Source organism: Mesorhizobium loti (genome assembly GCA_014189435.1).
GTDB lineage: Bacteria > Pseudomonadota > Alphaproteobacteria > Rhizobiales > Rhizobiaceae > Mesorhizobium > Mesorhizobium loti_G.
In genome coordinates this window covers 6,531,663-6,555,398 of the sequence record CP050293.1, presented here as the reverse complement: position 1 = coordinate 6,555,398, position 23,736 = coordinate 6,531,663, and the positions used below count along the sequence as shown (strand labels likewise).

General features: G+C 64.9%; 19 protein-coding genes. 7 read left to right on the top strand and 12 right to left on the bottom strand.

Features of this window, described 5'->3' with window-relative positions:
- Positions 1-142: 142 nt before the first annotated feature.
- From HB777_31445 to HB777_31425, 5 genes are all read left to right on the top strand, one after another.
- Complete coding sequence (locus HB777_31445; GenBank protein ID QND68014.1) at positions 143-2,362, top strand: TonB-dependent siderophore receptor; 2,220 nt, start codon at positions 143-145, stop codon at positions 2,360-2,362.
- Between the two features lie 25 nt (positions 2,363-2,387).
- Positions 2,388-3,251, top strand: coding sequence for an ABC transporter substrate-binding protein (locus tag HB777_31440; protein ID QND68971.1), 864 nt, complete (start codon positions 2,388-2,390; stop codon positions 3,249-3,251).
- A gap of 38 nt (positions 3,252-3,289) precedes the next feature.
- A complete protein-coding gene (gene fhuB, locus HB777_31435; protein ID QND68970.1) occupies positions 3,290-5,248 on the top strand; it encodes a Fe(3+)-hydroxamate ABC transporter permease FhuB in 1,959 nt (652 codons plus the stop codon).
- Positions 5,249-5,360: 112 nt separating this feature from the next.
- Positions 5,361-7,085 carry an ABC transporter ATP-binding protein gene (locus HB777_31430; GenBank protein ID QND68013.1) on the top strand — a complete coding sequence of 575 codons (1,725 nt, stop codon included), beginning with the start codon at positions 5,361-5,363 and terminating at the stop codon, positions 7,083-7,085.
- A gap of 100 nt (positions 7,086-7,185) precedes the next feature.
- A complete protein-coding gene (locus HB777_31425) occupies positions 7,186-7,872 on the top strand; it encodes a cysteine hydrolase (protein ID QND68012.1) in 687 nt (228 codons plus the stop codon).
- Positions 7,873-7,878: 6 nt separating this feature from the next.
- Here HB777_31425 and HB777_31420 read toward each other — a convergent pair whose 3' ends face one another.
- The gene (locus HB777_31420; GenBank protein QND68011.1) at positions 7,879-8,820 is read right to left on the bottom strand and encodes an LLM class flavin-dependent oxidoreductase; all 942 of its coding nucleotides are present in this window, start codon (positions 8,818-8,820) and stop codon (positions 7,879-7,881) included.
- 110 nt (positions 8,821-8,930) lie between these two features.
- The gene (locus tag HB777_31415; protein QND68010.1) at positions 8,931-9,086 is read right to left on the bottom strand and encodes a hypothetical protein; all 156 of its coding nucleotides are present in this window, start codon (positions 9,084-9,086) and stop codon (positions 8,931-8,933) included.
- Positions 9,087-9,375: 289 nt separating this feature from the next.
- Between HB777_31415 and HB777_31410 the strand changes: the two genes are divergently transcribed.
- Positions 9,376-10,143, top strand: a complete 768-nt coding sequence (locus HB777_31410; protein QND68009.1) for an SDR family oxidoreductase — start codon at positions 9,376-9,378, stop codon at positions 10,141-10,143.
- A 209-nt stretch (positions 10,144-10,352) separates the two neighbouring features.
- Here the strand turns inward: HB777_31410 and HB777_31405 are convergent, their stop codons facing one another.
- The 7 genes from HB777_31405 to HB777_31375 form a co-directional block, all read right to left on the bottom strand.
- Entirely contained in the window at positions 10,353-11,297 is a 945-nt protein-coding gene (locus HB777_31405; protein QND68008.1) for an ABC transporter permease, read from the bottom strand.
- Positions 11,294-12,349, bottom strand: coding sequence for an ABC transporter permease (locus tag HB777_31400; GenBank protein QND68007.1), 1,056 nt, complete (start codon positions 12,347-12,349; stop codon positions 11,294-11,296). The genes HB777_31405 and HB777_31400 overlap by 4 nt, the downstream gene beginning before the upstream one ends.
- Positions 12,350-12,574: 225 nt before the next feature.
- Positions 12,575-14,065 (bottom strand): ABC transporter ATP-binding protein, encoded by a 1,491-nt coding sequence (locus tag HB777_31395; GenBank protein QND68006.1) that lies wholly within the window; start codon positions 14,063-14,065, stop codon positions 12,575-12,577.
- A gap of 210 nt (positions 14,066-14,275) precedes the next feature.
- The gene (locus tag HB777_31390; protein ID QND68005.1) at positions 14,276-15,307 is read right to left on the bottom strand and encodes a BMP family ABC transporter substrate-binding protein; all 1,032 of its coding nucleotides are present in this window, start codon (positions 15,305-15,307) and stop codon (positions 14,276-14,278) included.
- A gap of 419 nt (positions 15,308-15,726) precedes the next feature.
- Entirely contained in the window at positions 15,727-16,932 is a 1,206-nt protein-coding gene (gene pcaF, locus HB777_31385; protein ID QND68969.1) for a 3-oxoadipyl-CoA thiolase, read from the bottom strand.
- A gap of 1 nt (position 16,933) precedes the next feature.
- Positions 16,934-17,731 carry a CoA-transferase subunit beta gene (locus tag HB777_31380; protein ID QND68004.1) on the bottom strand — a complete coding sequence of 266 codons (798 nt, stop codon included), beginning with the start codon at positions 17,729-17,731 and terminating at the stop codon, positions 16,934-16,936.
- Positions 17,728-18,585 (bottom strand): CoA transferase subunit A, encoded by an 858-nt coding sequence (locus tag HB777_31375; GenBank protein QND68003.1) that lies wholly within the window; start codon positions 18,583-18,585, stop codon positions 17,728-17,730. Before HB777_31375 ends, HB777_31380 begins: the two co-directional genes overlap by 4 nt.
- Before the next feature lie 120 nt (positions 18,586-18,705).
- Here HB777_31375 and HB777_31370 point away from each other — a divergent pair, with 120 nt between their 5' ends.
- Positions 18,706-19,476, top strand: coding sequence for a helix-turn-helix domain-containing protein (locus tag HB777_31370; protein QND68002.1), 771 nt, complete (start codon positions 18,706-18,708; stop codon positions 19,474-19,476).
- A 281-nt stretch (positions 19,477-19,757) separates the two neighbouring features.
- Here the strand turns inward: HB777_31370 and HB777_31365 are convergent, their stop codons facing one another.
- The 3 genes from HB777_31365 to HB777_31355 are packed head-to-tail and all read right to left on the bottom strand — an operon-like array spanning position 19,758 to position 23,733.
- Entirely contained in the window at positions 19,758-21,059 is a 1,302-nt protein-coding gene (locus tag HB777_31365; protein ID QND68001.1) for an FAD-binding oxidoreductase, read from the bottom strand.
- Between the two features lie 2 nt (positions 21,060-21,061).
- Entirely contained in the window at positions 21,062-22,444 is a 1,383-nt protein-coding gene (locus HB777_31360) for a glutamine synthetase (GenBank protein ID QND68000.1), read from the bottom strand.
- 5 nt (positions 22,445-22,449) lie between these two features.
- A complete protein-coding gene (locus HB777_31355) occupies positions 22,450-23,733 on the bottom strand; it encodes a glycosyltransferase (protein ID QND67999.1) in 1,284 nt (427 codons plus the stop codon).
- Positions 23,734-23,736: the final 3 nt, after the last annotated feature.

Here is a 23,736-nt window from a genome sequence, read left to right as displayed (position 1 = left end):
CCAGATTCCGGCTTTCGGCAAGCGATGCCCGGTTGACTATGAAACATGACCTTACTAGTCAACATTGAAGATGACTGCAACACTCAACAAATCGTCGCGACCGGCAATATCGGCGCGAAATTCGGAAAACGGGGTGCACCGAATGATCACTGGACGGGGACCACTTTGGCAGGACGGGGTTGCGCGCAAGCGCCTGCTGATCGCAACCGTGGCGCTGCCGGCCCTGCTTGGCTGCGGCCATGCAGCGGCCCAGGACACGGCGATAACGCTCGATCCGATCAACGTCCAGGAGCGTGTCGAGAGCGCCTTTGGACCGGTCAAGGGCTACGTCGCCACCAAGGGCTCCACCGGCACCAAGACCGACACGCCGCTGATCGAGACGCCGCAGTCCATATCAGTCATCACCAAGGACCAGATGGAAGCGCAGGCCGTCGACAGCCTGAACAGCGCGCTGCGCTACACGCCCGGCGCCACCGGCAATCTCTACGGCACCGACAATCGTGGCCTTGGCCTGCAGTTGCGTGGCATTTCGAACGCCAATGGCGTCTTCTACAAGGACGGGCTGCAGCTCAAGGAGAGCAATTTCACACTGTTCACCGCGCTCGATTCCTATGGCGCGGAACGTTACGAGGTGCTGCGCGGACCTGCGTCGGTGCTTTACGGCCAGGCCAGCCCCGGCGGTATCATCAACTATGTCAGCAAACGCCCGACCGAGGAGAACCTGCGGGAGGTCGAATTCGGTGGCGGCAGCTTCAACCGGTATGAAGGGAAGTTCGATTTCAGCGGCGCCGTCAATGCCGACAAGTCGCTGCTGTTTCGTCTCACAGGTGCTGCGCATATGGGTGATACGCAGACCGACTTCGTCAAGGACGACCGCATCTTCATCGCCCCGGCGATCACCTGGCAGCCTGACGCCGACACCAGCCTGACCATCCTGGCCAACTACCAGCGCGACCGCTCTGGATGGGCGATGCAGTATCTGCCGGCGCAAGGCACGGTGACGCCGGCAAGGAACGGCCAGACATTGCCCAACAGCCGGTTTGTCGGCGAACCGGGTTTTGACTCCTACAACAACGACCAGGCGTCGATCGGCTACGAGTTCGAACACCGTTTCAACGAGACCTGGCAGGTTCGCCAGCACGCCCGCTACGTCTATCTCACCCACACCGAGGAAGGCGTCTTCGGTGGCGGACTGGTGAATGACGCGGCTAACCCTGGCGACTTGGACTACGGAGCCTATTCCCGTTATGCCGACGCCGGCGGCACCAAACTCAGCGGCGTGACCATCGACAACCAGGCGCAGGCCGATTTCGACACCGGACCGCTCGCCCACACGCTGCTGATGGGTCTCGACTACAAGCGCTACACCTACCGCGACTATGCCTCGGAGGGGACGGTCGATCCGATCGACATCTTCAACCCGGTCTATGGCAGCCCGGTGACCGGTCTGACGCCCTACACCGATACCGACACCACCCAGCAGCAGGTCGGCCTCTATGCGCAGGACCAGGTCAAGCTGGGCAACTGGCGGCTGACGCTGGGTGGCCGCCAGGATTGGTCGGATTCGAAGGTCTACGACAATCTGGCCGGCGATTTCCTGGCCCCGCAGAAGGACAACGCCTTCACCAGCCGCGCCGGCCTGGTCTATCTCGCCGACAACGGCCTGGCGCCTTATGTCAGCTACTCCGAATCGTTCCAGCCGGTGGCCGGAGCCGACAGCGACGGCAATTTGTTCGTGCCCGAGACCGGCAGGCAGTACGAGATCGGGCTGAAATACCAGCCCGTCGGCTGGAACTCCTTCGTCACCGTCTCGGCCTTTGACCTGACCCGGCAGAATGTCGTGCGCTACGGCAATGAGGGCCGGCCCGACGACATGTTCCAGACCGGCGAGATCCGCTCGCGCGGCATCGAGCTCGAAGCCGTCGCCAGCCTCGATTCCGGCCTCGACCTGAGAGCGGCCTACACCTATCTCGACACCAGGATCACCAAGGCGACCTCTGTTGTTGATGATAATGGGAGTTCGGTCAGCAATGAGGGCAACACGCCCTTCGGCGTGCCGAAGCATTCCGCGTCGCTGTGGGCGAATTACACCATCGGCGGCGGCCGCCTGGAGGGGCTAGGCCTCGGCGCCGGCGTCCGCTACGTCGGCTCGACCTTCGGCGACGACGACAACAGCTTCAAGGTGCCGTCCGTCGTGCTTGCCGATGCGGCGATGCATTACACCTGGCAGAACGCCACGCTCAGCCTCAATGTCAGCAATCTGTTCGACAAGCGCTACGTCGCCTCCTGCTTCTCCTCGGGCTTCGGCTGCTTCTATGGCGAAGGCCGCAGGATCAACGGCTCGGTGAAATACACATGGTGATGCAGACGTGACCGGCCGAGCCAGGATCGCGCCGCTGACACGGCGCCAATGTCTTGCCGGCCTGGCGGCAACGGGTCTCGCTTTGCCGGGCGGCATGGCACGCGCCGCTGCACCGGCCCGCATCGTCTGCCTGGAATGGACATCAGCCGAAATGGTGGTCTCGCTCGGCCTCTCGCCGCTCGCCGTCGGCGACATCAGGGGTTATGGCGACTGGGTGCAGGGTCCGGCGTTGCCGCAAGCCACCATCGATTTGGGGTCACGCAGCGAACCCAATCTCGAGTTGCTCCGGGATTTGCGGCCCGACCTGATCGTCGGCGCCTATGGCTATGGCCTCGACGAGAGCAGCTTCACCAGGCTGGCGCCGACCTTCAACGTGCCGTTCTACAGCGGCAAGGCCGCACCCTACCCGCAAGCGCAACAGGTGACGCTGCAGCTCGGCGACATGCTTGGCCGCAGGACGGAAGCAGAAAACCTTGTCGAGCGCATCGAAGCCTCGATCGCGCAAGCCCGCGCCACGCTGGAGCGGGCGGCGCAAGAACCGCTCTGCGTCGTCAGCATGTTCGACGACCGCCATGTCCGCATCTACGGCGCGGGCAGCCTGCTGCAGGATGTCGTCGACCGGCTCGGCCTCGTCAATGCCTGGACCGGCGCCACCAATGAATGGGGCTTTTCGACGGTCGGCATCGAGGAACTGGTCGCCGTCGGCGAGGCGCAACTGATCTCGCTCGACCCGATCCCGCCGCACATCAGGATCAGGATCGCCCGCAGTTCACTCTGGGCCAATCTGCCTTGCGTCCGGAACGGCCGGGTGCGGACCATCCCGCCGGTCTGGCCGTTCGGCGGTCTTGCCGCCGCCGGGCGTTTCGCCGAATTCATGGCAGCGGCATGATCTCCCAGGCAATGCCCCTGCCGCGACAGCGCAACGGCATCGGCGCGCTTGTCCTGCTGGTGGCCGCGCCGGCGGCCCTGGCGCTGGCGCTGACCGTCTTCGATCTAATCCACCTTCTGCCGACAGACCTGTGGTGGCGGGCGCTCAACGCTCCCGACGCGTCCGACCCGGCACAGTTGCTGTATCGTTATGCCTTCCTGCCGCGCGTCGCCGTCAGTGTGCTGGCCGGCGCGGCACTTGGTCTCTCCGGCGTCATCATGCAGCATGTGCTGCGCAATCCGCTGGCCGAGCCAACCACCATCGGCACCAATGCCGGAGCCAGCCTCGCTCTGGCAGCCGCCACCCTTTACGCACCATGGCTGCTGGAAGGCGGCCGCGAAGGCGTGGCGCTGGCCGGCGGCGCGCTCGCCACATCGGCCGTCTTCGCATTGGCGCGCGGGCGCAGCTTCTCGCCGGTGTCGATCATCATCGCCGGCCTCGTCGTCAGCCTGACCTTCGGCTCGGCCGGTGCGCTGCTGATGGCGCTCAACCGCGAATACACCGAGGAACTGTTCATCTGGCAGAACGGCTCGCTGGTGCAGAATGGCGACGCCGCCGTCGTTGCTCTGGCGCCATGGCTGCTGGCCGGCATCTGCGCTGCGTTCCTACTCTGGCGACCGCTGCGCCTGCTCGACCTCAGCGACGACGGCGCCGCATCGCTCGGCGCCCGGCCAGCCATCGGCCGGCTTGCCGGCATGGCGGTTGCCGTCGCCCTCAGCGCGCTGGTCGTTGCCGAAGTCGGCGTCATCGGCTTCGTGGCGCTCGCCGCCCCGGCGCTGGCGCGGCTGGCCGGCGCGCGCATGGTTGACCACCGCATGGTCTGGTCGCCGCTGGTCGGCGCCGCGCTGCTCTGGCTCACCGACCGGCTGGTGCAGCATCTGCCGTTCGCCGGGGAAATCCCCGCCGGCACCGCGACCGCTTTGCTCGGCGCGCCGCTGCTGCTGTTCCTGTTGCCACGGATGCGCACCGCCCCGGAAGGACAGTCGGACATCGTGTCATCCGCGCGCCTGTCGAAAAACGGACTGCCGTTGCTCGCAGGCCTGCTGGTGCTGATCCTCGTCGTTGCTGTCGCGATCGGCTTCGGCCGCGGCGCCGGCGGCTGGCACTGGATCTCATCAGAGGATTTGACAGGGCTGCTTTCCCTGCGCGCGCCCCGCGTCGTCGTCGCCGTCTCGGCGGGCGTCCTGCTCGCCGTCGCCGGCACGCTGATGCAACGCCTGACCGGCAACCCGATGGCCGCACCTGAAGTGCTCGGCATTTCCGGTGGCGCCTCTTTCGGCGTGCTGGCGCTGCTGCTGCTCAGCGACGGCTTCGACCGCTCGGCCATGCTCGGCGCTGCCTTGGCGGGCGCCCTGCTGGCGCTGGCGATCGTCGTGCTGGTCGGACGGCGCAACGCGCTGTCGCCGGAGCGGCTGCTGCTTGCCGGCGTCGCCGTGGCGACGGTCGCGTCCGCCTTCGCAGCGCTGCTTCTGGCCAGCGGCGATCCGCGCATGGACTTCCTGCTCGCCTGGCTGTCAGGATCGACCTACCGCGCAACGTCCAATGATGCTTTCACCGCCGCAATGGTCGCGGTTGCCGTCCTCGCCCTGGCGCCGCTGACGGCGCGCTGGCTCGACATCATGCCGCTCGGCGAAACTGTCGCGCGCGGCCTCGGCCTGCGGCTGGGGTGGGTTCGCGCCATTCTGCTCGCGCTCACCGCGCTGGCGACCGCGACCGCGACATTGGTCATCGGTCCGCTCAGCTTCGTCGGCCTGATGGCGCCGCATCTCGCCCGCATGCTCGGCTTTCGCCGCGCCGCGCCGCAGCTTCTGGCCTCTGCCGTGACCGGCGGGCTGATCCTCGTTGCCGCCGACTGGGCCGGCCGAACGCTGATCTTTCCCTGGCAGGTGCCCGCCGGCCTGATCGCCGCCTTCGTCGGCGGTCCCTATTTCATGGCGCTGATGTGGAAAGGCAGGTAATGAAGTCCGCCCTGGCATATTGCAGCCCCTGCGCTGCCGATTGTAAGCAGCACCCACCGATGACGGCCGGCGCGCTCACTGCGCCTGTCAAGACAGCTTGCGGTCCACCTCGATGATCAGACGTTTCCTGTCCTACTACGCGCCCTGGAAGGGCTTGTTCGCGCTCGACTTCTCCTGCGCGGTGCTGGCCGGCCTGCTCGAACTCGGCTTTCCCATGGCCGTCCGCACCTTCGTCGACCAGCTGCTGCCGCAGCAGGACTGGACCTTGATCATCATCGCGTCGGTCGGCCTCTTGGTGATCTATTTGCTCAACACCGTCCTGATGGCGGTCGTCACCTATTGGGGCCACATGCTCGGCATCAACATCGAGACGGAGATGCGGCGCAAGAGCTTCGACCATCTGCAGAAACTGTCGTTCCGTTTCTATGACAACCATAAGACCGGCCATCTCGTCGGCCGTGTCACCAAGGACCTCGAGGAGATCGGCGAGATCGCCCATCATGGTCCCGAGGACCTGTTCATCGCCATCATGACCTTCGCCGGCGCCTTCGTGCTGATGTTCACCGTCAACATGCATCTGGCGCTGATCACGGCGGTGATCGTGCCGCTGATCGCCTGGGTGACGATGCGCTATGGCGACCGCATGGAGCGCAACTGGCAGGCGCTGTACCGGCGCGTCGGCGATTTCAACGTCCGCATCGAGGAGAATGTCGGCGGCATGCGTGTCGTCCAGGCCTTCGCCAATGAGGAACATGAGCGCGCGTTGTTCGCGCATGACAACCAGCGCTACCGCCAGACCAAGCTCGACGCCTACCGCATCATGTCTGCCTCGAATTCGCTGAATTATATGGGCATAAGGCTGATCCAGCTCGTGGTCATGATCGCCGGCAGCTATCTCGTCATATCAGGGGGCTTGAGCAATGGCGGCTTCGTCGGCTTCCTGCTCCTGGTCGGCGTCTTCGTGCGGCCGATCGAGAAGATCAACTCGGTGATCGAGACCTATCCGAAAGGCATTGCCGGCTTCCGCCGCTACACCGAGCTGCTCGACACCGAACCCGACATCGCCGACCGCCCTGATGCCGTGACCGTGGACAGCCTCAAGGGCGACATCGAATATCGCGGCGTAAGCTTCGGCTATGGCGACGGCAAGCCGGTGCTGAAAGACATAGATCTCACCATCCACGCCGGCGAAACCGTCGCCTTCGTCGGCCCGTCCGGCGCCGGCAAGACCACCATCTGCTCGCTGCTGCCGCGTTTCTACGAGGTCAGCGCCGGTCGGATCAGCATCGACGGCATGGATATCAGGGACATGACGCTCGCCTCGCTGCGCGGCCAGATCGGCATCGTCCAGCAGGATGTGTTCCTGTTCGGCGGCTCGATCCGCGAAAACATCGCCTATGGCCGGCTCGGCGCCTCCGACGAGGCGATCACCGATGCCGCGCGGCGGGCGCAGCTCGACGGCATGATATCAGGCCTGCCGGCCGGCTATGACACGATCATCGGCGAGCGCGGCGTCAAACTGTCCGGCGGCCAGAAGCAGCGGTTGGCGATCGCCCGCATGTTCCTGAAGAACCCGCCGATCCTGATCCTCGACGAGGCGACCTCGGCGCTCGACACTGAGACCGAGCGCGAAATCCAGAAGTCTCTGGCCGAGCTTGCCGAGGGCCGAACCACGCTGGTCATCGCGCACCGGCTGGCGACGATCCGTGGCGCCGACCGCATCGTCGTCGTCTCGGAGTCGGGCGTCGTCGAGCAGGGCTCGCACAGCGAACTGCTCCATGCCGGCGGCATCTACCGCCGGCTGCACGACGCCCAGCATCTGGTGTCGTCGCGCTGATACGAAACCGCTGGAGCAATTCCAGGGAAAGTGTGAAACGGTTGTCCGTCCGGAATTGCGTCAAAGCAAACAAGTGCCGGTTGAAAACCGGGAGCCAAAAATGATCAAGGCGACGCCCTTCGACTTCCCTTATGACGGCAGACTGGTGGCCGAAAACACCGCGCTGATCGTCATCGACCTGCAGCAGGATTTCCTGTCGACGACAGGCTATTTCGCCAGGAAGGGCTATGACCCCTCGCCGCTCAGGGCGATCCTGCCGACCGTAAGCCGGCTGATATCAGCCGCCCGCAAGGCGGGCGTCAGGATCATCCACACCAGGCAGGGTTATCGCGCCGACATGGCCGACATGACGCCTTACGAAAAATGGCGCCGCAAGCGCTCCGGGCTCGACGGCACCGAAATCCTGCTGCGCTCGGGCCAGGGATTCCAGATCGTTCCGGAGATCGACGTCGCGCCGCACGACATCATCGTCGACAAGACCTGCAACAGCGCCTTCACCTATACGGATTTCGAACAGGTGCTGCGCGCGCAAGGCATCACGCATCTCATGTTTTCCGGATGCACCACGGATGTCTGCGTCCACACCACGCTGCGCGAGGCCTGCGACCGGAATTTCCAATGCCTGACGATTTCCGATGCCTGCGCCAGCGGCGATCAGAAGGCCCACGAAGCCGCGCTTCACATGGTGACGGTGGAAGACGGCGTCTTCGGCGCGCTGACGGATTCGAGCGCTGTTATCGAAGGCCTGTCGCGGCTTGGCGACAGGCCTGAAGCAACAAAAGGCTGAAGGACCTCAGCCCGCTGCGCGCGTCTCGAGACCTGCGCGAGGCGCATACGCCCCGGGTTGGAATGCGTCTGCCTCGCGACGCGCCAGCGAATTGCGCAGCAGGGCGATCGTTTCCCGGCCGACCGTCGCGATCTCGCGCGGCGTGTCGACGCCGACGATCATGAATTCATCGATTCCCAGAGCCGCATAGGCAAGCAGCGACAGGGCGGCCTGAGCCGGTGGCCCGGAAAGGTCGACCGCCTTGTGGCCGGTGGCGGAAGCGCCCTGGTGAATCCTGACTGGAAGCGCAAAGCGCAGCTTGCCCGCGCGGCCGTGCTCGGCGGCGGCACCGCGCACCCGCTCCATCAGCTGCCGAACCTCGTCGATCGAGCCCGGCGCCAGTTCGAAGACATCGGCATGCCGGCCGGCCACCCTGAGCGCTGTTCCGGATTGCCCGCCCATGCGGATGATCAGGTCGGCGCCGTGCGGACCCTTGCGCGGCACGTAGCCGCCCTTGATGCTGTAGAACGCGCCTTCATGGTCGAACGGTCGGTCGTTCGACCACAACCGCTTGAGCAGCACCAGATATTCGTCGATGCGCTGCCAGATGACGGTATGCCCGACCGGCCGTGTTTCGGCATCGTCGTCGCTCAGCGGCTCGCTGAGCATCCTCAGCGCCAGCCGGCCGCCGCTCTTGGCATCGATGGCAGCCAGCTGCCGCGCCGCCACTGTCGGGTCGATCACGCCTGCCCAATGGGTAAGGACGACTTCCAGCGACGAGGTGCGATCCAGCACCTGGGTGGCAAGATCCATGTTGGTCAGCAACCCGGCCGAATCATCGACGACGATCTTGCGGAAGCCTCCGTCCTCGATCAGCCCGAGCTTGGTCGCGGTCTCGGCAAAGTCGTAGAAAAAGGGTACTGCGGCGTCGGCGGTCTTGCCGGGAACATGCGTGAACTCGATCGGCATTGCCATCTCCTCCGTTGTGTCGGGCGCGCGAAAGCGCACCGAGGATTCGGTTCATTCAACTCCGATTGCCTGTAAGCGGTGGGGCAGCTAACCCCGGTCGATCTGACGACTCAGGGAATAAGACCCAGAACAACGGCCCCGGTGAACACAAACGCAAGGGCAAAGACGAGATAGGCGAAGGCACCGGCATAGGCCGGGCGAAAGGCCTGGGCATTGGCCAGCCTCTGGCCGTTGCGATCCGTCTGGGCGTTCTGGATATAGGACATATCGGCCTCCGTCTCGCCTGTTAATCTATAAAACTTGTAGACTTTGTCGATTGCTATTTTTCGACCTTGGGCAGAATAATTTTCTCCTGCGCGGCTCAAAATTGGCAGTCACTTGCTGAGAAGACGCATCCGAACGATCGATCGGCATGGCACGTCCGTTTCGCCTCTGCGTCGGAATGGACCTATGGCCCTATCGCCGCTGCACCCAATTCGTGGATTGGCCGCCCGGCGCGGGCGCGGTAGCATCGCCCAACCAGCAAAGAGAAATCGTCAAACAGGGGACAGAAAAATGGGCACAAGACTGGCCGGCAAGGTCGCCATCATTTCGGGCGGCGCGACGGGAATGGGTGGGGCCGCCTCGGAGCTGTTCGCTGCGGAAGGCGCCAAGGTGGCGATCATCGACCGCAACGGCGAGGCCGCCGCAGCGACCGCCGCCACGATCCGCGCGCGGGGCCATGTCGCCGAGCACTTTGTCGCCGACGTCTCCGACGAGGCTCAGGTTCAGGCGGCGGTGAAAGGGGCGATCGACAAATTGGGGCCGGTCACCGTGCTGTTCAACCACGCCGGCACCATCGTGATCAAACCCTTCCTGGAGACGACGGTGCAGGAATGGGACTGGTTGCATGCCGTCAATGTGCGCTCGATGTTCCTGATGACGCGCGCCGTGCTGCCCGGCATGATCGCGGCGGGCGGCGGCTCGATCGTCTGCACCTCGTCGATCTCGGCGGTGGCGGCGACGCCGATGGAGGTGCTCTACGATACCACCAAGGGCGCCTGCCACATGTTCGCGCGCGCCATCGCCGTCGAGTTCCGCGACCGCAACATCCGCTGCAACGCGGTCTGCCCCGGCTTCATCCGAACGCCGCACGGCCTGCGCGAGGTCGCCGACCTCGGCAGGCTCGGCGTCGATGTCTCGGACGCGGCACTTGCCGCGCAGCAGGGCCGCATCGGCGAGCCGGAAGAGGTGGCAAGGGCGGCACTTTACCTGGCCAGCGACGAGTCGAGCTTCGTCAACGGCACGCATCTGTTCGTCGACAACGGCTTTACGGCGATGTGAGGCGCTCAAAGAAGGCGCGAACTTGGCAGGATGCGGGTTCCTCGCCCCCACGAATGTGGGGGAGAGGTGGCTCGGCGAAGCCGAGACGGAGAGGGGGAATGGCTCGACCTTGCCGTGCTTCGGCGACAACTCGCCAGCGTCGCAGGCCCCTCTCCGACCACTTCGCGGCCACCTCTCCCCGCTTTGCGGGGCGAGGAACCCAAGCTTTGCTACCGCTCCTCGCGCCGAAACGGCTTGAGCAGCGCCGAGGGCGCCACCGCATTGCGCGACATCACCGCCATGGCGACGATGGTGAAGATGAACGGCAGCATCAGAAACGCCTCATAGGGGATATGTCCGAGGCCGCTTGCCTGCATGCGCAGCTGCAAGGCATCGACGAAGGCGAACAGCAGTGCAGCCCCCGCCGAGCGCCACGGATCCCAGCGGCCGAAGACGACCAGCGCGATCGCCACCCAGCCGCGCCCGGACACGACGCCGAAGGTGAAGGCGTTGAACTGCGCCATCGACAGGAAGGCGCCGGCCAGCCCCATCAGCGCGCCGCCGAGGACAACCGCCTGGAAGCGCGTGGCAATGACACTGACGCCGGCCGAATCGGCGGCGCGTGGGTTCTCGCCGACCATGCGCACCGACAGGCCCCATGGCGTGCGGTAGAGCACGAAGGCCGCGATCGGAATGGCCAGGATCGCCATGTAGACCAGCGCAAACTGGTTGAACACCGCCGGCCCGAGCACCGGAATGTCGGAGAGGACCGGGATCGGTAGTGTCTGAAAACCCTTGATGTTGGGCGGCACCGACTGCTGGCCGAAGATCAGCCGGTAGAGGAAATAGGCGAGGCCCGACGAGAACAGCGTCACGCCGATGCCGCAGACATGCTGGCTGAGGCCGAGCACCACCGTGAACAGCGCATGCAGCGCGCCCATCAGCATGCCGGTCAGCACAGCCGCCACCACGCCGAGCCACAGGCTGCCGCTGAGGCTGGCGGCGGTGAAGCCGGTCATCGCCGACAAAAGCATGATGCCTTCGATGCCGAGATTGAGCACGCCGGCGCGTTCCGAGAACATTTCGCCGAGCGTCGCGAAAGCCAGCGGCGTGGCGATGCGGATGATCGCGGCCAAAAAACCGACCTGAAAGATCTGTTCGAACACCGCGCTCATCGGGCAGCCCCGACGCGACGGATGCGATAGGCGGTGAACAGCAGCGCCACCAGCATGGCGAGCAATGCGGTGCCCTGGATGACGTCGCTGAGGAACGCCGGCACACCGGTCGCCCGCGACATCGCCTCGGCGCCGGTCATCACGGCGGCCAGGAAGATCGCCGCCGGCACCACGCCAAGCGGGTTGAGCCGCGCCAGCATGGCAACGACGATGCCGGAATAGCCGTAGCCCGGCGAGATGTCGCTCATCACCTGGAAATGCACGCCGCCGACCTCGCCGACGCCGGCGAGCCCCGCCAGCGCACCGGACAGCAGCGCCGTCGAGATCAGCACGCGCTCGACATTGATGCCGCCATATCTAGCCGCTTCCGGGTTTTCGCCGGTGACCCTGATCCGGAAGCCAAGCGTGGTACGCACGATCAGGAACCAGATCAGCGGTGCCGCGAGCAGCGCCACAACGACGCCGAGGTGCAGCCGCGTGCCTTCGAGCAGCACCGGGAAATTGGCCGAATCCTCGATCGGCGGCGAGATCGGATAGCCGCTGAAGGAGTCCTTCCACGGTCCTTCGATCAGCGCCATCAGCGCGTAGTAGATGACCGAGTTGAGCAGCAGCGAACTGACGACATCGTCGACCTTGAATTTGACTCTGAGCGTCGCCGGCACCAGCGCGACCGCGGCTCCTGCCGCAGCACCCGCCAACGCCATCAACACCATGGCGAGCGGTCCGGGCATGGGGATGGCGCCGACAAAGCAGCTGGCCACCGCACCGGCCAGCAATTGCCCTTCGGCGCCGATGTTCCAGAATTTTGCCCGGAAGGCGACGGCCACCGCCAGCCCGGTGAAGATCATCGGCGCGGCGCGCACCATCGTCTCGGTGATCGCGTAGCTGTCGCCCAGCGAGGCGGTGAACATCACGCCGTAGGCTTCAAGCACGCCGGCGCCGGCCAGCGCGATGAGGCCGCTGCACAGGACAAGCGTTGCGCCGATCGCCAGCAGCGGCAGCGCAAGGTTGAACCAGGCGGGCGTGCTGGCGCGGGCTTCAAGGCGGAACATTAGCTGTTGTCCCCGCTCTCAAGTTGATCACATAAGGATTCTGACGAAGAGGGACCCCCACCCCCTAACCCCTCCCCACAAGGGGGAGGGGGACTCTCGTAGGCGCCAAACACAGCAGATAGCAAAGGTCTTGGTACTGGAGCTGAGCAAAAGCACGCGGCAGCGTTCCCCTCCCCCTTGTGGGGAGGGGCTAGGGGTGGGGGTCAGCGCCATAAGAAATTCCATTTAAGCCCTCCCCTCCGCGCCGGTCATCATCAGGCCGAGCCGGGCGATCGTCGCATCGGCACTGTCGAGCGTGCCGACAATGCGGCCCTCGTACATCACCGCGATGCGGTCGCAGAGCACCAGCAGCTCTTCCAGATCCTCGCCGATGACGACGATGCCGCAGCCCTTGGCCCGCATGTCGAGGAACTTTTCGTGGATGAAGCGCGCAGCACCGATATCGAGGCCACGCGTCGGCTGCGAGACAACAAGAACCTTCGGGTCGAAGGCGAGCTCGCGCGCCAAAAGCGCCTTCTGCAGATTGCCGCCGGACAGCGCTCCGGCGCGGGTCATCGGCCCGGGGCACCTGATATCATAGGCCTTGATTTGCTCTTCCGCGAAGGCGCGGATCGCATCCGGCTTGAGCAGACCCCTGCTGCTGAACGCGGCGGTACCGATGCGTGGCAGCACCATCGAGTCGGCGAGCGGCAGGTTGGTGACCAACCCGGTCGTCATGCGGTCTTCCGGGATACGGCCGAGACCGAGCGCCTGCACCTCGCGCGGCGAAAACCGCGAGACTTTTTGGCCGGCAATCGTCATCTGGCCGGCATCGGGCATGCGTGTCCCGGAGATCACCTCCGCCAGTGCCCGTTGGCCGTTGCCCGACACCCCGGCAATGCCGAGGATTTCGCCGGCACGGATCGAAAGCGATACGTCGCGCAGCGGCGTGCCCGAGTGCTTTGAGGTCGAAATGCCGTCGAGGGTCAGCACCGCAGCACCGGGCGTCGACGGTCCCCTCGCCGGCGGCACGATCTCGTGGCCGCACATCAGTGTTGCCATCTCCGAGGATGTCGTGTTGGCCGGGTCATCGACACGGCCGGCAACGCGGCCATGCCGCAGCACCGTGCAGCGATGCGTCAGCGCCCGCACCTCGTTGAGCTTGTGCGAGATGAAGATGATGCCGAGACCCTGCGCGGCCATCGAGCGCAACGCCGAAAACAGTCCGTCGACCTCGCTTGGCGCCAGCACTGCCGTCGGCTCGTCGAGGATCAGCAGCCTGGCGCCACGAAACAGCGCCTTGACGATTTCGAGCCGCTGCTGCTCGCCGACCGACAGCGCCGAAACCGGAAGGCTCGGGTCAAGCGTGAGGCCATGCTGCCGCCCGATCTCGGCCAGCCGCGCCAGCCCGCCGGCGCGGTCGATCCGGCCCGATTTGCCGGGAATGCCGATCAAAAGGTTTTCCAGCACCGTCATCCTTGGCGCCAGATGAAAATGCTGGTGCACCATGCCGATGCCGGCGGCGAGCGCATCGGCGGAACTGGTGATCCGCACCTTCCGGCCCTGGATGAGGATCTCGCCCGCGTCGGGGGCATAGGCGCCGAACAGCACGTTCATCAGCGTCGTCTTGCCGGCGCCGTTCTCGCCCAGCAGTCCTAGGATCTCACCGGGCGCAACACTGAGATCGACGGCCTCGTTCGCCTTGACGGCGCCGAAGTGTTTGGTGATGCCGCGCATTTCGATGAGGGGGGGCGGGCGTCGGCAAGGGCATTTCCCGTTGAGAGGTGGCGTTGAAGCGGCTCCTCACCCTCCCCCTTGTGGGGAGGGTCGGCTTACGATCGCAGCGAAGCGAAGATCGTGAGACGGGGTGGGGGTGCGGCGCCGAAGACCCCCGCCCCGCTCCGCTTCGCGGATCGACCCTCCCCACAAGGGGGAGGGTAAAAGAACTCAATCCGAAACCGGCGTGTTCTCGTCCACGTCGACGCGGAAATTGCCTTCCAGGATCTCGGCCTTCTTCTTCTCGACCAGTTCCTTGACATCCGCCGGCAGCGTCTTGTCGAACTTGTGGTAGGGCGCCAGATGCGAGCCACCCTTGGCCATGCGCGAGAAGTCGCCATAGTCCTGCGCGGTGAAGACGCCGGCCTTGACCAGTTTGATCGCCTGTTCGACCGTCGGATACATGTCCCAGACCGGGCCGGTGATCACCGTATCCGGGCCGAGGCTCGACTGGTCGGACATGTTGGAGATGGCGAGGATCTTCTTGTCCACCGCCGCTTCGATGACGCCGAAGCGCTCGGCATAGATGACGTCCACACCGGCGTCGATCTGCGCGACGGCGGCTTCCTTGGCCTTTGGCGGATCGAAGAAGGAACCGATGAAGGCGACCTTCTTCTTGATGTTGGGGTTGACCTCCTTGGCGCCGGCGAAGAAGGCGTTGACCAGCCGGTTCACCTCCGGAATGCCCATCGCCGCGACGGCGCCGATCGTGCCCGATTTCGACATCTTGCCGGCGATCATGCCGGAGAGATAGGCCGGCTCGTGGATCCAGTTGTCGAACACGCCGAAATTCGGTTCCGCCGGGCCGGCGCCCGAGCCGAACAGGAAGGCGGTCTTCGGGAACTGCTTGGCGGTGCGGCGCGATTCACGCTCGGCGGCGAAGGCATCGCCCAGCACCAGCTGGTAGCCGCCTTGCGCATATTCGCGCATGACACGGCTGAAATCGGCGGTCTGCACCTTCTCAGACCATTTGTATTCGATGCCGAGTTCCTTCTCGGCCTTCTGCAAGGCGACGTGTATCTGGTTGTCCCACGGCTCCTCGATCGGCGTGGCGAAGATCGCCGCCACCTTCAGCTTCTTGTCCTTGCCCAAGGCAGCGCCCGGCAGCATGGCTGCGGCCAGGCCAAGCGCGCCGAGCTCCAGCACATTGCGTCGAGAAAGCCCTTCGCGTTTTATCTGGAATCTGTTCTTCCGGTTTTCCATTGCATTCCCCTCTGTTCGACAGCCGTGTCGAGCCGGCTGTTCGTGAAAATGTCAGACGGGGAACTATGGTACGCGTGCGGACTTTTGTCCACATGGTCAAATTTGGTGGGTAAGCCACCGCTCATGGCTGTCAAAGGCGGGAGATTGAGCCCGCAGTGTCAATCGCCTTAGGTTAGCGCTGCCCCTCACCTGCCTGCCGGCATCCTCTCCCCGTATAGTGACGGGGAGAGGGGCGCTGTCGTCGACGCTTTCGCAAATCACCAGTGTTGCAAAGAGGGCGCCGAGGTTGCGACCAGCCCCCTTCTCCCCGTCACTATACGGGGAGAAGTGCCCGGCAGGGCGATGAGGGGCAGCGCTAACTTCGACAATTGATAGCCACCGCTACGGGCGGCAATTATTTTCATCCAGCGACGCCCCGCTCAAACCCGTTCGAGCGCGATGGCGATGCCCTGGCCGACGCCGATGCACATGGTGGCCAGCGCATAACGGCCGCCGCGGTCGCGAAGCTCCAGCGCCGCCGTGCCCGATATGCGGGCACCCGACATGCCCAAGGGATGGCCGAGCGCGATGGCGCCGCCATTCGGGTTGACGTGTTCGGCGTCCTCGGCAATGCCGAGTTGGCGCAGCACGGCGATGCCTTGCGAGGCAAAGGCTTCGTTGAGCTCGATGACATCGAACTGTTTTGGCGTCAGCCCAAGCCGCGCACAGAGTTTTTGCGTCGCCGGCACCGGACCGATGCCCATGATGCGCGGCGCAACCCCCGCGGCAGCACCACCAAGGATGCGGGCGATCGGCGTCAGCCCATACTTTTTCACCGCTGCTTCCGAGGCAACGATCAGGGCCGCCGCGCCGTCATTGACGCCGGAGGCATTGCCGGCCGTCACCGTGCCGCCCTGCCGGAACGGCGTCGGCAGCTTGGCCAGCGCCTCGACCGTGGAGCCGGCGCGCGGATGCTCGTCCTTCGAGACGACGATCGGATCGCCCTTGCGCTGCGGGATGGTCACCTCTGTGATTTCCTTGGCCAGCCTTCCATTGGCTTGTGCGGCGACCGCCTTGTCCTGGCTGCGCACGGCAAAGGCGTCCTGGTCGGCCCGCGACACCGAAAAATCCTCGGCGACATTCTCGCCGGTCTCCGGCATGGAATCGACGCCATACTGCTTCTTCATCAGCGGGTTTACGAAGCGCCAGCCGATGGTGGTGTCGTAGATCTCGGCATTGCGCGAGAACGCCGTGTCGGCCTTGGGCATGACGAAGGGCGCCCGGCTCATCGATTCGACGCCGCCCGCGATCATCAGCTCCGCCTCGCCGGCCTTGATGGCTCTGGCTGCGATGGTCAGCGCATCCATGCCGGAGCCGCACAGGCGATTGACGGTCGAGCCCGGGACTTCCTTGGGCAGCCCGGCCAGCAGCAGCGCCATGCGCGCCACGTTGCGGTTGTCCTCGCCGGCCTGGTTGGCGCAGCCATAGACGACATCGTCGACCGCCTGCCAGTCGATGCCGGGATTGCGCTCGACCAATGCCCTCAGCGGTATCGCGCCGAGATCGTCTGATCGTACCGAAGATAGCGAGCCGCCAAAGCGGCCGATCGGCGTGCGGATGTAGTCGCAAATATAGGCCTCGGCCATGTCATGCAGCCTTTGCTTTTCCGGTTCCCTCATGCGCCGCCTTGGTGCGGGCCTGCAGGTCGCGCAATGTCTTGAGTTCGAGTTCGCTTGGCGCCGGTGTTTCGTCAAGCGCCTCGGCAAACTTAACCACCCAGCCACAGCTCTCCTGCACCTGCTCGCGGGTGACGCCGGGATGCAGCGACACGACCGTGAATTCCTTGCTCACCGGATCCGGCTTCCAGATGGCGAGGTCGGTGATCAGCAAGGTCGGGCCAGCAGTGTCGATGCCCAGCCGTTTGCGATGGTCGCCGCCCTCGCCATGGCCGAAGGAGGTGAAGAAGTCGATCTTCTCGACCATGCCGCGCTTGGTCTGCGCCATGGTGATGTAGATCTCCTTCGACGACGTCGCGATCTCCGGCGCGCCGCCGCCGCCCGGCAGCCTGGTCTTGGGATGGAAATAGTCGCCGATGACCGTGGTGTTGATGTTGCCGAACTTGTCGAGCTGCGCGGCGCCAAGGAAGCCGATCGAGATGCGGCCGCCCTGCAGCCAGTAGCGGAACATCTCCGGCACCGCGACGGTGGTGACAGCGGTCTCACACAATTCGCCATCGCCGATCGACAGCGGCAGCACGTCGGGCGCGGTGCCGATCGTGCCGCTCTCATAGATCAGCGTGATATCAGGCGCATGCGTCAGCCGCGCCACATTGCAGGCGGCCGATGGCGCGCCGATGCCGACGAAGCAGACGTCGTCATTCCGCAGCGCGCGGCTGGCGGCGATGGTCATCATCTCGTTGGGGGTGAAGCCCGGATTGTCGCTCATGCCGCTTTCCTCAGATGCTCGACACGGGCCTCGAAATCGTCGGCGCTCTTCTCCATGACATTGGCCTGCATCCACGCCTGGAATTTCTCCCGGTCGGCGGCGATCTCGTCCCATTCCAGATAGGCGGCATTGTCGCGCGCATAATAGCCATGCGCGTAGGACGGATGCGAGCCGCCGGGCACGACCGATATGGCAGCGATCGTCCAGCGCGGCAGCACAGTCAGATTGGGGTGCAGATCGTCGAAATTGTCGACGACTTCCTCGACCGTCACCACCGCGCGCTTGGCCGCCAGCACGGCTTCCTTCTGGATGCCGATGATGCCCTCGACCAGCACATTGCCCTTCCGGTCGGCCTTCTGCGCATGGATGAAGGTGACATCTGGCCGGATCGAAGGAACAGCCGCCAGCACCTCGCCGGTGAACGGACAGGCCACCGACTTGATGTTCGGGTTGACCGCCGCCAGCCCAGCACCGCGATAGCCGCGAAACACCGCGCAGGGCAGACCGGCCGCGCCGGCCTCATAGGCGTTGGCCATGCCGGCATGGCTGTGCTCCTCGATCTCGAGTGAGTGCGGAAAACCGTTCTCGATCGCATCACGGGCGCGCCGCAGCAGGCCGACGCCGGGATTGCCGACATAGGAGAAGACGATTTTCTTCGCCATACCCATGCCGATCATCTGGTCGTAGATCAGGTCCGGCGTCATGCGGATCAGTGTCAGGTCGCGAAACCCCTGGCGGATCGCCTCATGCGCCGCCGCCGTCGGGATCAGATGGGTGAAGCCCTCGAAGGCAACCGTGTCGCCATCGTTCAAATTCTCCGCAACGGCCTGCTTGAGCGGCAGGAACTTGACCATCGCATCGGCTCCAGGTTCAAAAAGTTCGTATTGCGAACATATGTTTTGTATGTGATACTTTCTACGTCGAGCGAGGGCGTGGAGTCAATCCTGACGCCGATGCCGTTCCGCGGAGACAAGATGGACGAAGAGGCAGCTTCCCGTGATCATGTCGGCTCGCTCGAGCGCGGCCTTGCCGTCATGGAGATCCTGGCCCGGCATCCCTCGGGCATGACGCTGACCGAAATGGCCGAGGAAGCCGGCTTGACCCGCGCCGGCGCCCGCCGCTTCCTGCTGACGCTTGTCGCCACCGGCTATGCCACCCAGGCCGGCCGCGTGTTTTCATTGTCGCCGCGCCTGCTCACGGTTGCCCGCACCTGGCTCGGCGGCGCCTCGCTATGGACCTTCGCCGCCCCCATCATGCAGGCTGTGGCAGCACAGTTGAACGAGGCCTGTTCGGCGGCGATCCTGTCGGGTGCGGATGTCGTCTATGTCGCCCGCATTCCCGGCCGGCGCATCCTCAGCGTGTCGCTCGATGTCGGCACCAGGCTGCCGGCCTATTGCACCTCGATGGGGCGCATCCTGCTTGCCGGCCTCAAGCCTCAGGAATTGGACGCATTCCTCGGCCAGGCGACGATCGAGCGGCGGACGCCGAAGACGATCACCGACAGGCGTTTGTTGGCGGGCGCCATCGCCAAGGCGAAGGCGGACGGCTTTGCCATTGTCGACGAGGAGCTGGAGCTCGGCCTGCGCTCGATCGCTGTACCGATCCGCGACCGAGCGGAACGCACGGTCGCGGCAATCAACGTCTCGACCCAGTCAGCGCGCTTTTCGGTCGTGGAGATGGAGCGGGAAATCCTGCCGGCGTTGCTGGAGGCCAGGCAGCGCGTGGAGGACTTCTTCGTCGTCTAATCAACTCGCCCGAAAGCCTTCAGCGCCGGCGCCGCCCCTCATTGCCCTGCCGGGCATTTCTCCCCGTATAGTGACGGGGAGAAAGGTGCTGGCCGCAACGCCGGCGCCTTTTCTGCAACGCTGGCGATTGGCGAAATCGGGAGACCACAGCGCCCCTCTCCCCGTCACTATACGGGGAGAGGATGCCGGCAGGCAGGTGAGGGGCAGCGCCAACGCCGGCAGTTGGCGTCTAAGACATCAGTTCCGTCGCTTCTTATGCGATGGATGACAACGACGCACCCTCAATGCTTGATCCGATCCCTCATCGCATACCACAGCATCCCCAGCACATAGAGCGGGCCGCGCAGCGCCGTGCCGCCGGGGAACGGCATCGGGGTCAGCGTCGAGAACAGATCGAGTCGCGAGGCGTCACCTGTGATCGCTTCGGCCAACAGCTTGCCCGACAGCGTCGACAGGATGACGCCCTTGCCGGAATAGCCATGGGCGAAATAGACCTCGCCATAGTGCCCGACATGCGGCAGCCGCGACGTCGTCACCGATACCAGCCCGCCCCAGGCGTGACCGATGCGGCAGCCCTTGAGCTGCGGGAAAGTGGCTTCCATATGCGGCCGCACGAAGCCGGCGATGTCGGCCGGCGGCGACGGCGTGTAGCGCTCGCCGCCGCCGAACAGCAGGCGGCCATCCGCCGACATGCGGTAGTAATTGACGACGAAGCGCGTGTCGGACACCGCGACATTGGCCGGGATGACATTGCGCTTGCCCTCGAGCGGCTCGGTGGCGACGATGTAGTTGCCGACCGGCATGATGCGGCTGTTGACGCGTGGCTCCAGCCCATCGAGCAGAGCGTCACCGGCCAGCACGACATGCTTGGCGCGCACCGAACCCTTTGCCGTCGAGACCCGGATCGAAGGCTCGCGCTCCAGTTTCACCGCCACCGAATTCTCATGGATGATCACGCCGGCGGCCACTGCCGCACGGGCAAGCCCGAGCGTGTAGTTGAGCGGATGCATATGGCCGCCGAGCGGCTCGTACATCGCGCCATGATAGGGTGTGTCGACCTTGCTGCGGGCTTCAGCCGCCGACAGGATCTCGACGTCCCGAAACTTCATCACGCTTTCGAGGCACTTGGCCTCTTCTTCCAGATCCTTGAGGTCGGACCCGTTGACCGCGCCGACCAGATGGCCGGTCAGCCTGAGATCGCAATCGATGGCATGGCGCTCGATGATGTCGAGCACCAGCCCGCGCGCCTCGAAGGCAAGGTCGAACAGCACCTTTGCCCGCTCGGATCCGTAGAGCTTGACCAGGCCCTTGGCGCCCTTGCGCAGGCCGGGGATCATCTGGCCGCCATTACGGCCCGACGCGCCCCAGCCGATCTTGCCGCCTTCGAGCAGCACCACTTTCAGGCCGCGCTCGGCGGCGTGAAAGGCGGCCGACAGGCCGGTACAGCCACCGCCGACGACCACCAGGTCGGCTTCGACATCACCGACAAGCGCCGGATGGTCCGGCGCCGGATTGGCGGTGGCGACATAATAGGATTTGCCGATATCGAGGCCCGAATTGAAACCCGTTGAACTGGAAGCCATGATCACACCTTCAAGAGCAGGTGGTCGCGTTCCCAGCTCGTCACCACGCCCTGGAACAGGTCGAGCTCGACGCTCTTGACGCGCAGATAGGTCTGGAAGAAGTCCTCGCCGAGCAGTTGTCGCACCGGGTCGCAAGCCTCGAAACGGTCGAGCGCCTCCTCCATGGTTTTCGGCAGCGTGCTCTTGATCTTGTAGGCATTGCCCGACGCTTCGGCCGAGCGCGCCAGTTTCTGTTCGACGCCGAGATAGCCGGCGAGAAGCGAACCGGCGATCGCCAAGTAAGGATTGGAATCCGCGCCTGGAAGCCGGTTCTCCACCCGCCGCGCGGCGCGGCCACCGGCCGGTACACGCAGGCCGCAGGAGCGATTGTCATGCGACCATTCGATGTTGGCCGGCGCGCTGTGGTTCGGCCTTATGCGTCGGAACGAGTTCACGTTGGGCGCAAACAGCGGCATGATCTCGGGGACATATTTTTGCAGGCCGCCGATGAAATGGCCGAACATCTCGGTGTCGGCATCGTCGCTGCCGGCAAACAGCGTCTTGCCGGCCTCGTCGATGATGGACATGTGCAGATGCATCGAGCTTCCCGCCTGGGCCGCGATCGGCTTGGCCATGAAGGTCGCGTGCATGCCGCTTTGCTGCGCGGCCTGGCGCGTCAGCCGCTTGAACAGCAGCACCTTGTCGGCCAGCGGCAGCGCATCGCCATGCAGGAAGTTGATCTCAAGCTGCGCCGTACCCGATTCATGGATCAACGTGTCGAGCGGCAGGCCGGCCGCCGCCGCATAGTCGTAGATGCGCCGGATCACCGGCTCGAACGCCTCGAGCCCGGCCATATCGTAGGGATGCTGCACGGTCTCAGCTCGGCCATTGGCGCCGACCGGGGCGGTCAGCGGGCGGTCCGGATCGGGATTGAGCGCGGTGAGATAGAATTCCACCTCGGGCGCCACCACCGCTCGCCAGCCGCGCTTGGCGTAGAGATCGAGCGCGGCCCGCAGCACATGCCGCGGCGAGGCCATCCAGGGCCGGCCGTCCATATGGAACGCATCGGCAAAAACATAGGCCTTGCCGGCGCTGGCACCGGGCGCCAGGCACAGCGTCGAAACGTCAGGCACCATGCGCATGTCCGGGTCCGAATAGGCAAAACCCTCGTCGATCGAGCCGGAATAGCGGCCGTCGATGCTGACCAGGAAGGCGCTGCTCGGCAGATAGAGCGCGCGATCTTCCAGCGCCTGAAGGAATTTGGCCGTCGGCAACGCCTTGCCGCGCAGCACGCCGTTCATATCGGGCACCAGGCACTCGACCTCGTTGATGCCGTGCTGGGCCAGCCAGGCCTTGGGATCGGTACCGCTGGAGAGCGAGGTGTTCGTCGTGATTGTGTCAGGCATTTCGTTCATGTCCGTATCAGAGAGAGTATGGCTTGCGCGGCCACATCCGTTCCGGGTTTCAGCGCCATTTGGGCTGCATTGTCCTTCAGGCGTACGCGCATGGCATCGTCGGCCAGCAGGCCGAGAATGGCTTTCTCCAACACTCCTTCGGTCCAGGCATCACGGCCGATATGGTCACCGACGCCGGTCTCTCCGGCGCGCCGCGCATTGTCATGCCCGTCCCAGCAATAGGGCATGATCAGCGACGGCACGCCGAAGCGCAGCGCTTCGCAAAAACTGTTGTTGCCGCCGTGATGGATGAACAGGTCCGACTTCGCCACCACCGAGGGCTGCGGAAACCAGGCGTCGAGATAGACATTGTCGGGCACCGCGCGATAGGCGTCGCGCAGGCCGCCGGCATTGACGATGAAGCGCGCCGGCAGCCTGTCGAACACCGCCAGCATGCGCTCGATCAGGCCGACATCCATGGCGCCGAGGCTGCCGAAGCTGACATAGACCAGCGGCCCGCCATTGCGCGGAAACACCGGCACCTCGAACGGCCCCTCCGACCGCACGCAGCCTTCGAGATAGACGAAGCGCGTGGGATCGAGCGGTTCGGCGCGCTCGCGGCGCACGATCGATGGCGTCAGCAGCAGATTGAGGTCGGGCGAGGCCTCGAGGAACTGACCCTTCGGCAGCGGCCCCAGTCCAGCATCCGCCCGGAAACGGTTGAAGCGGTCATGCGCCGATGCCGAGGCCGTGAGATAGCGAGCTTCGAACGCCGCTCGTTGCGGGTCGTCCACGCCAAGCCCCGACAGATAGGGTGGCACATTGGCATCCGGAAGCTCGGTCTCGGCGCAGGAGACAACGCGCACCCAGGGACAGCCGGCGGCAGCGATCGCCGGGAACATGATGACATTGTCGAGCACCACCGCATCCGGCTTCAGCCGTGCCAGCAATTGGCGCAGCGGCGCCTCCGCGTTGACTGCCGTGTCGACGATCGCTTGCCAGGTCGGCGCGACATAGGTTTCCAGTTGGTCGATCGGGCTCAGCCTGAAATGCGGCAGGTGCCGGCGCACGAAGGCCTGCCAGTAACTCTGGCGTTCGCTGTCGCTCAGCGGCTCGTCGGTCGGCAGCTGGTATTCCTGGAAACCATAGTCAGCAAAGACGCCGGAGAAGCCGGCATGGCAGATGAAGACAGGCCTAGCTCCCTTGGCACGCAATGCCTGCGCGATGCCGACGCAATTCAACGCCGCGCCGAAACTGGCTTCGGGGAACAGCGCGATGGTCGGGCTGGCTTTACGCGTCAATTA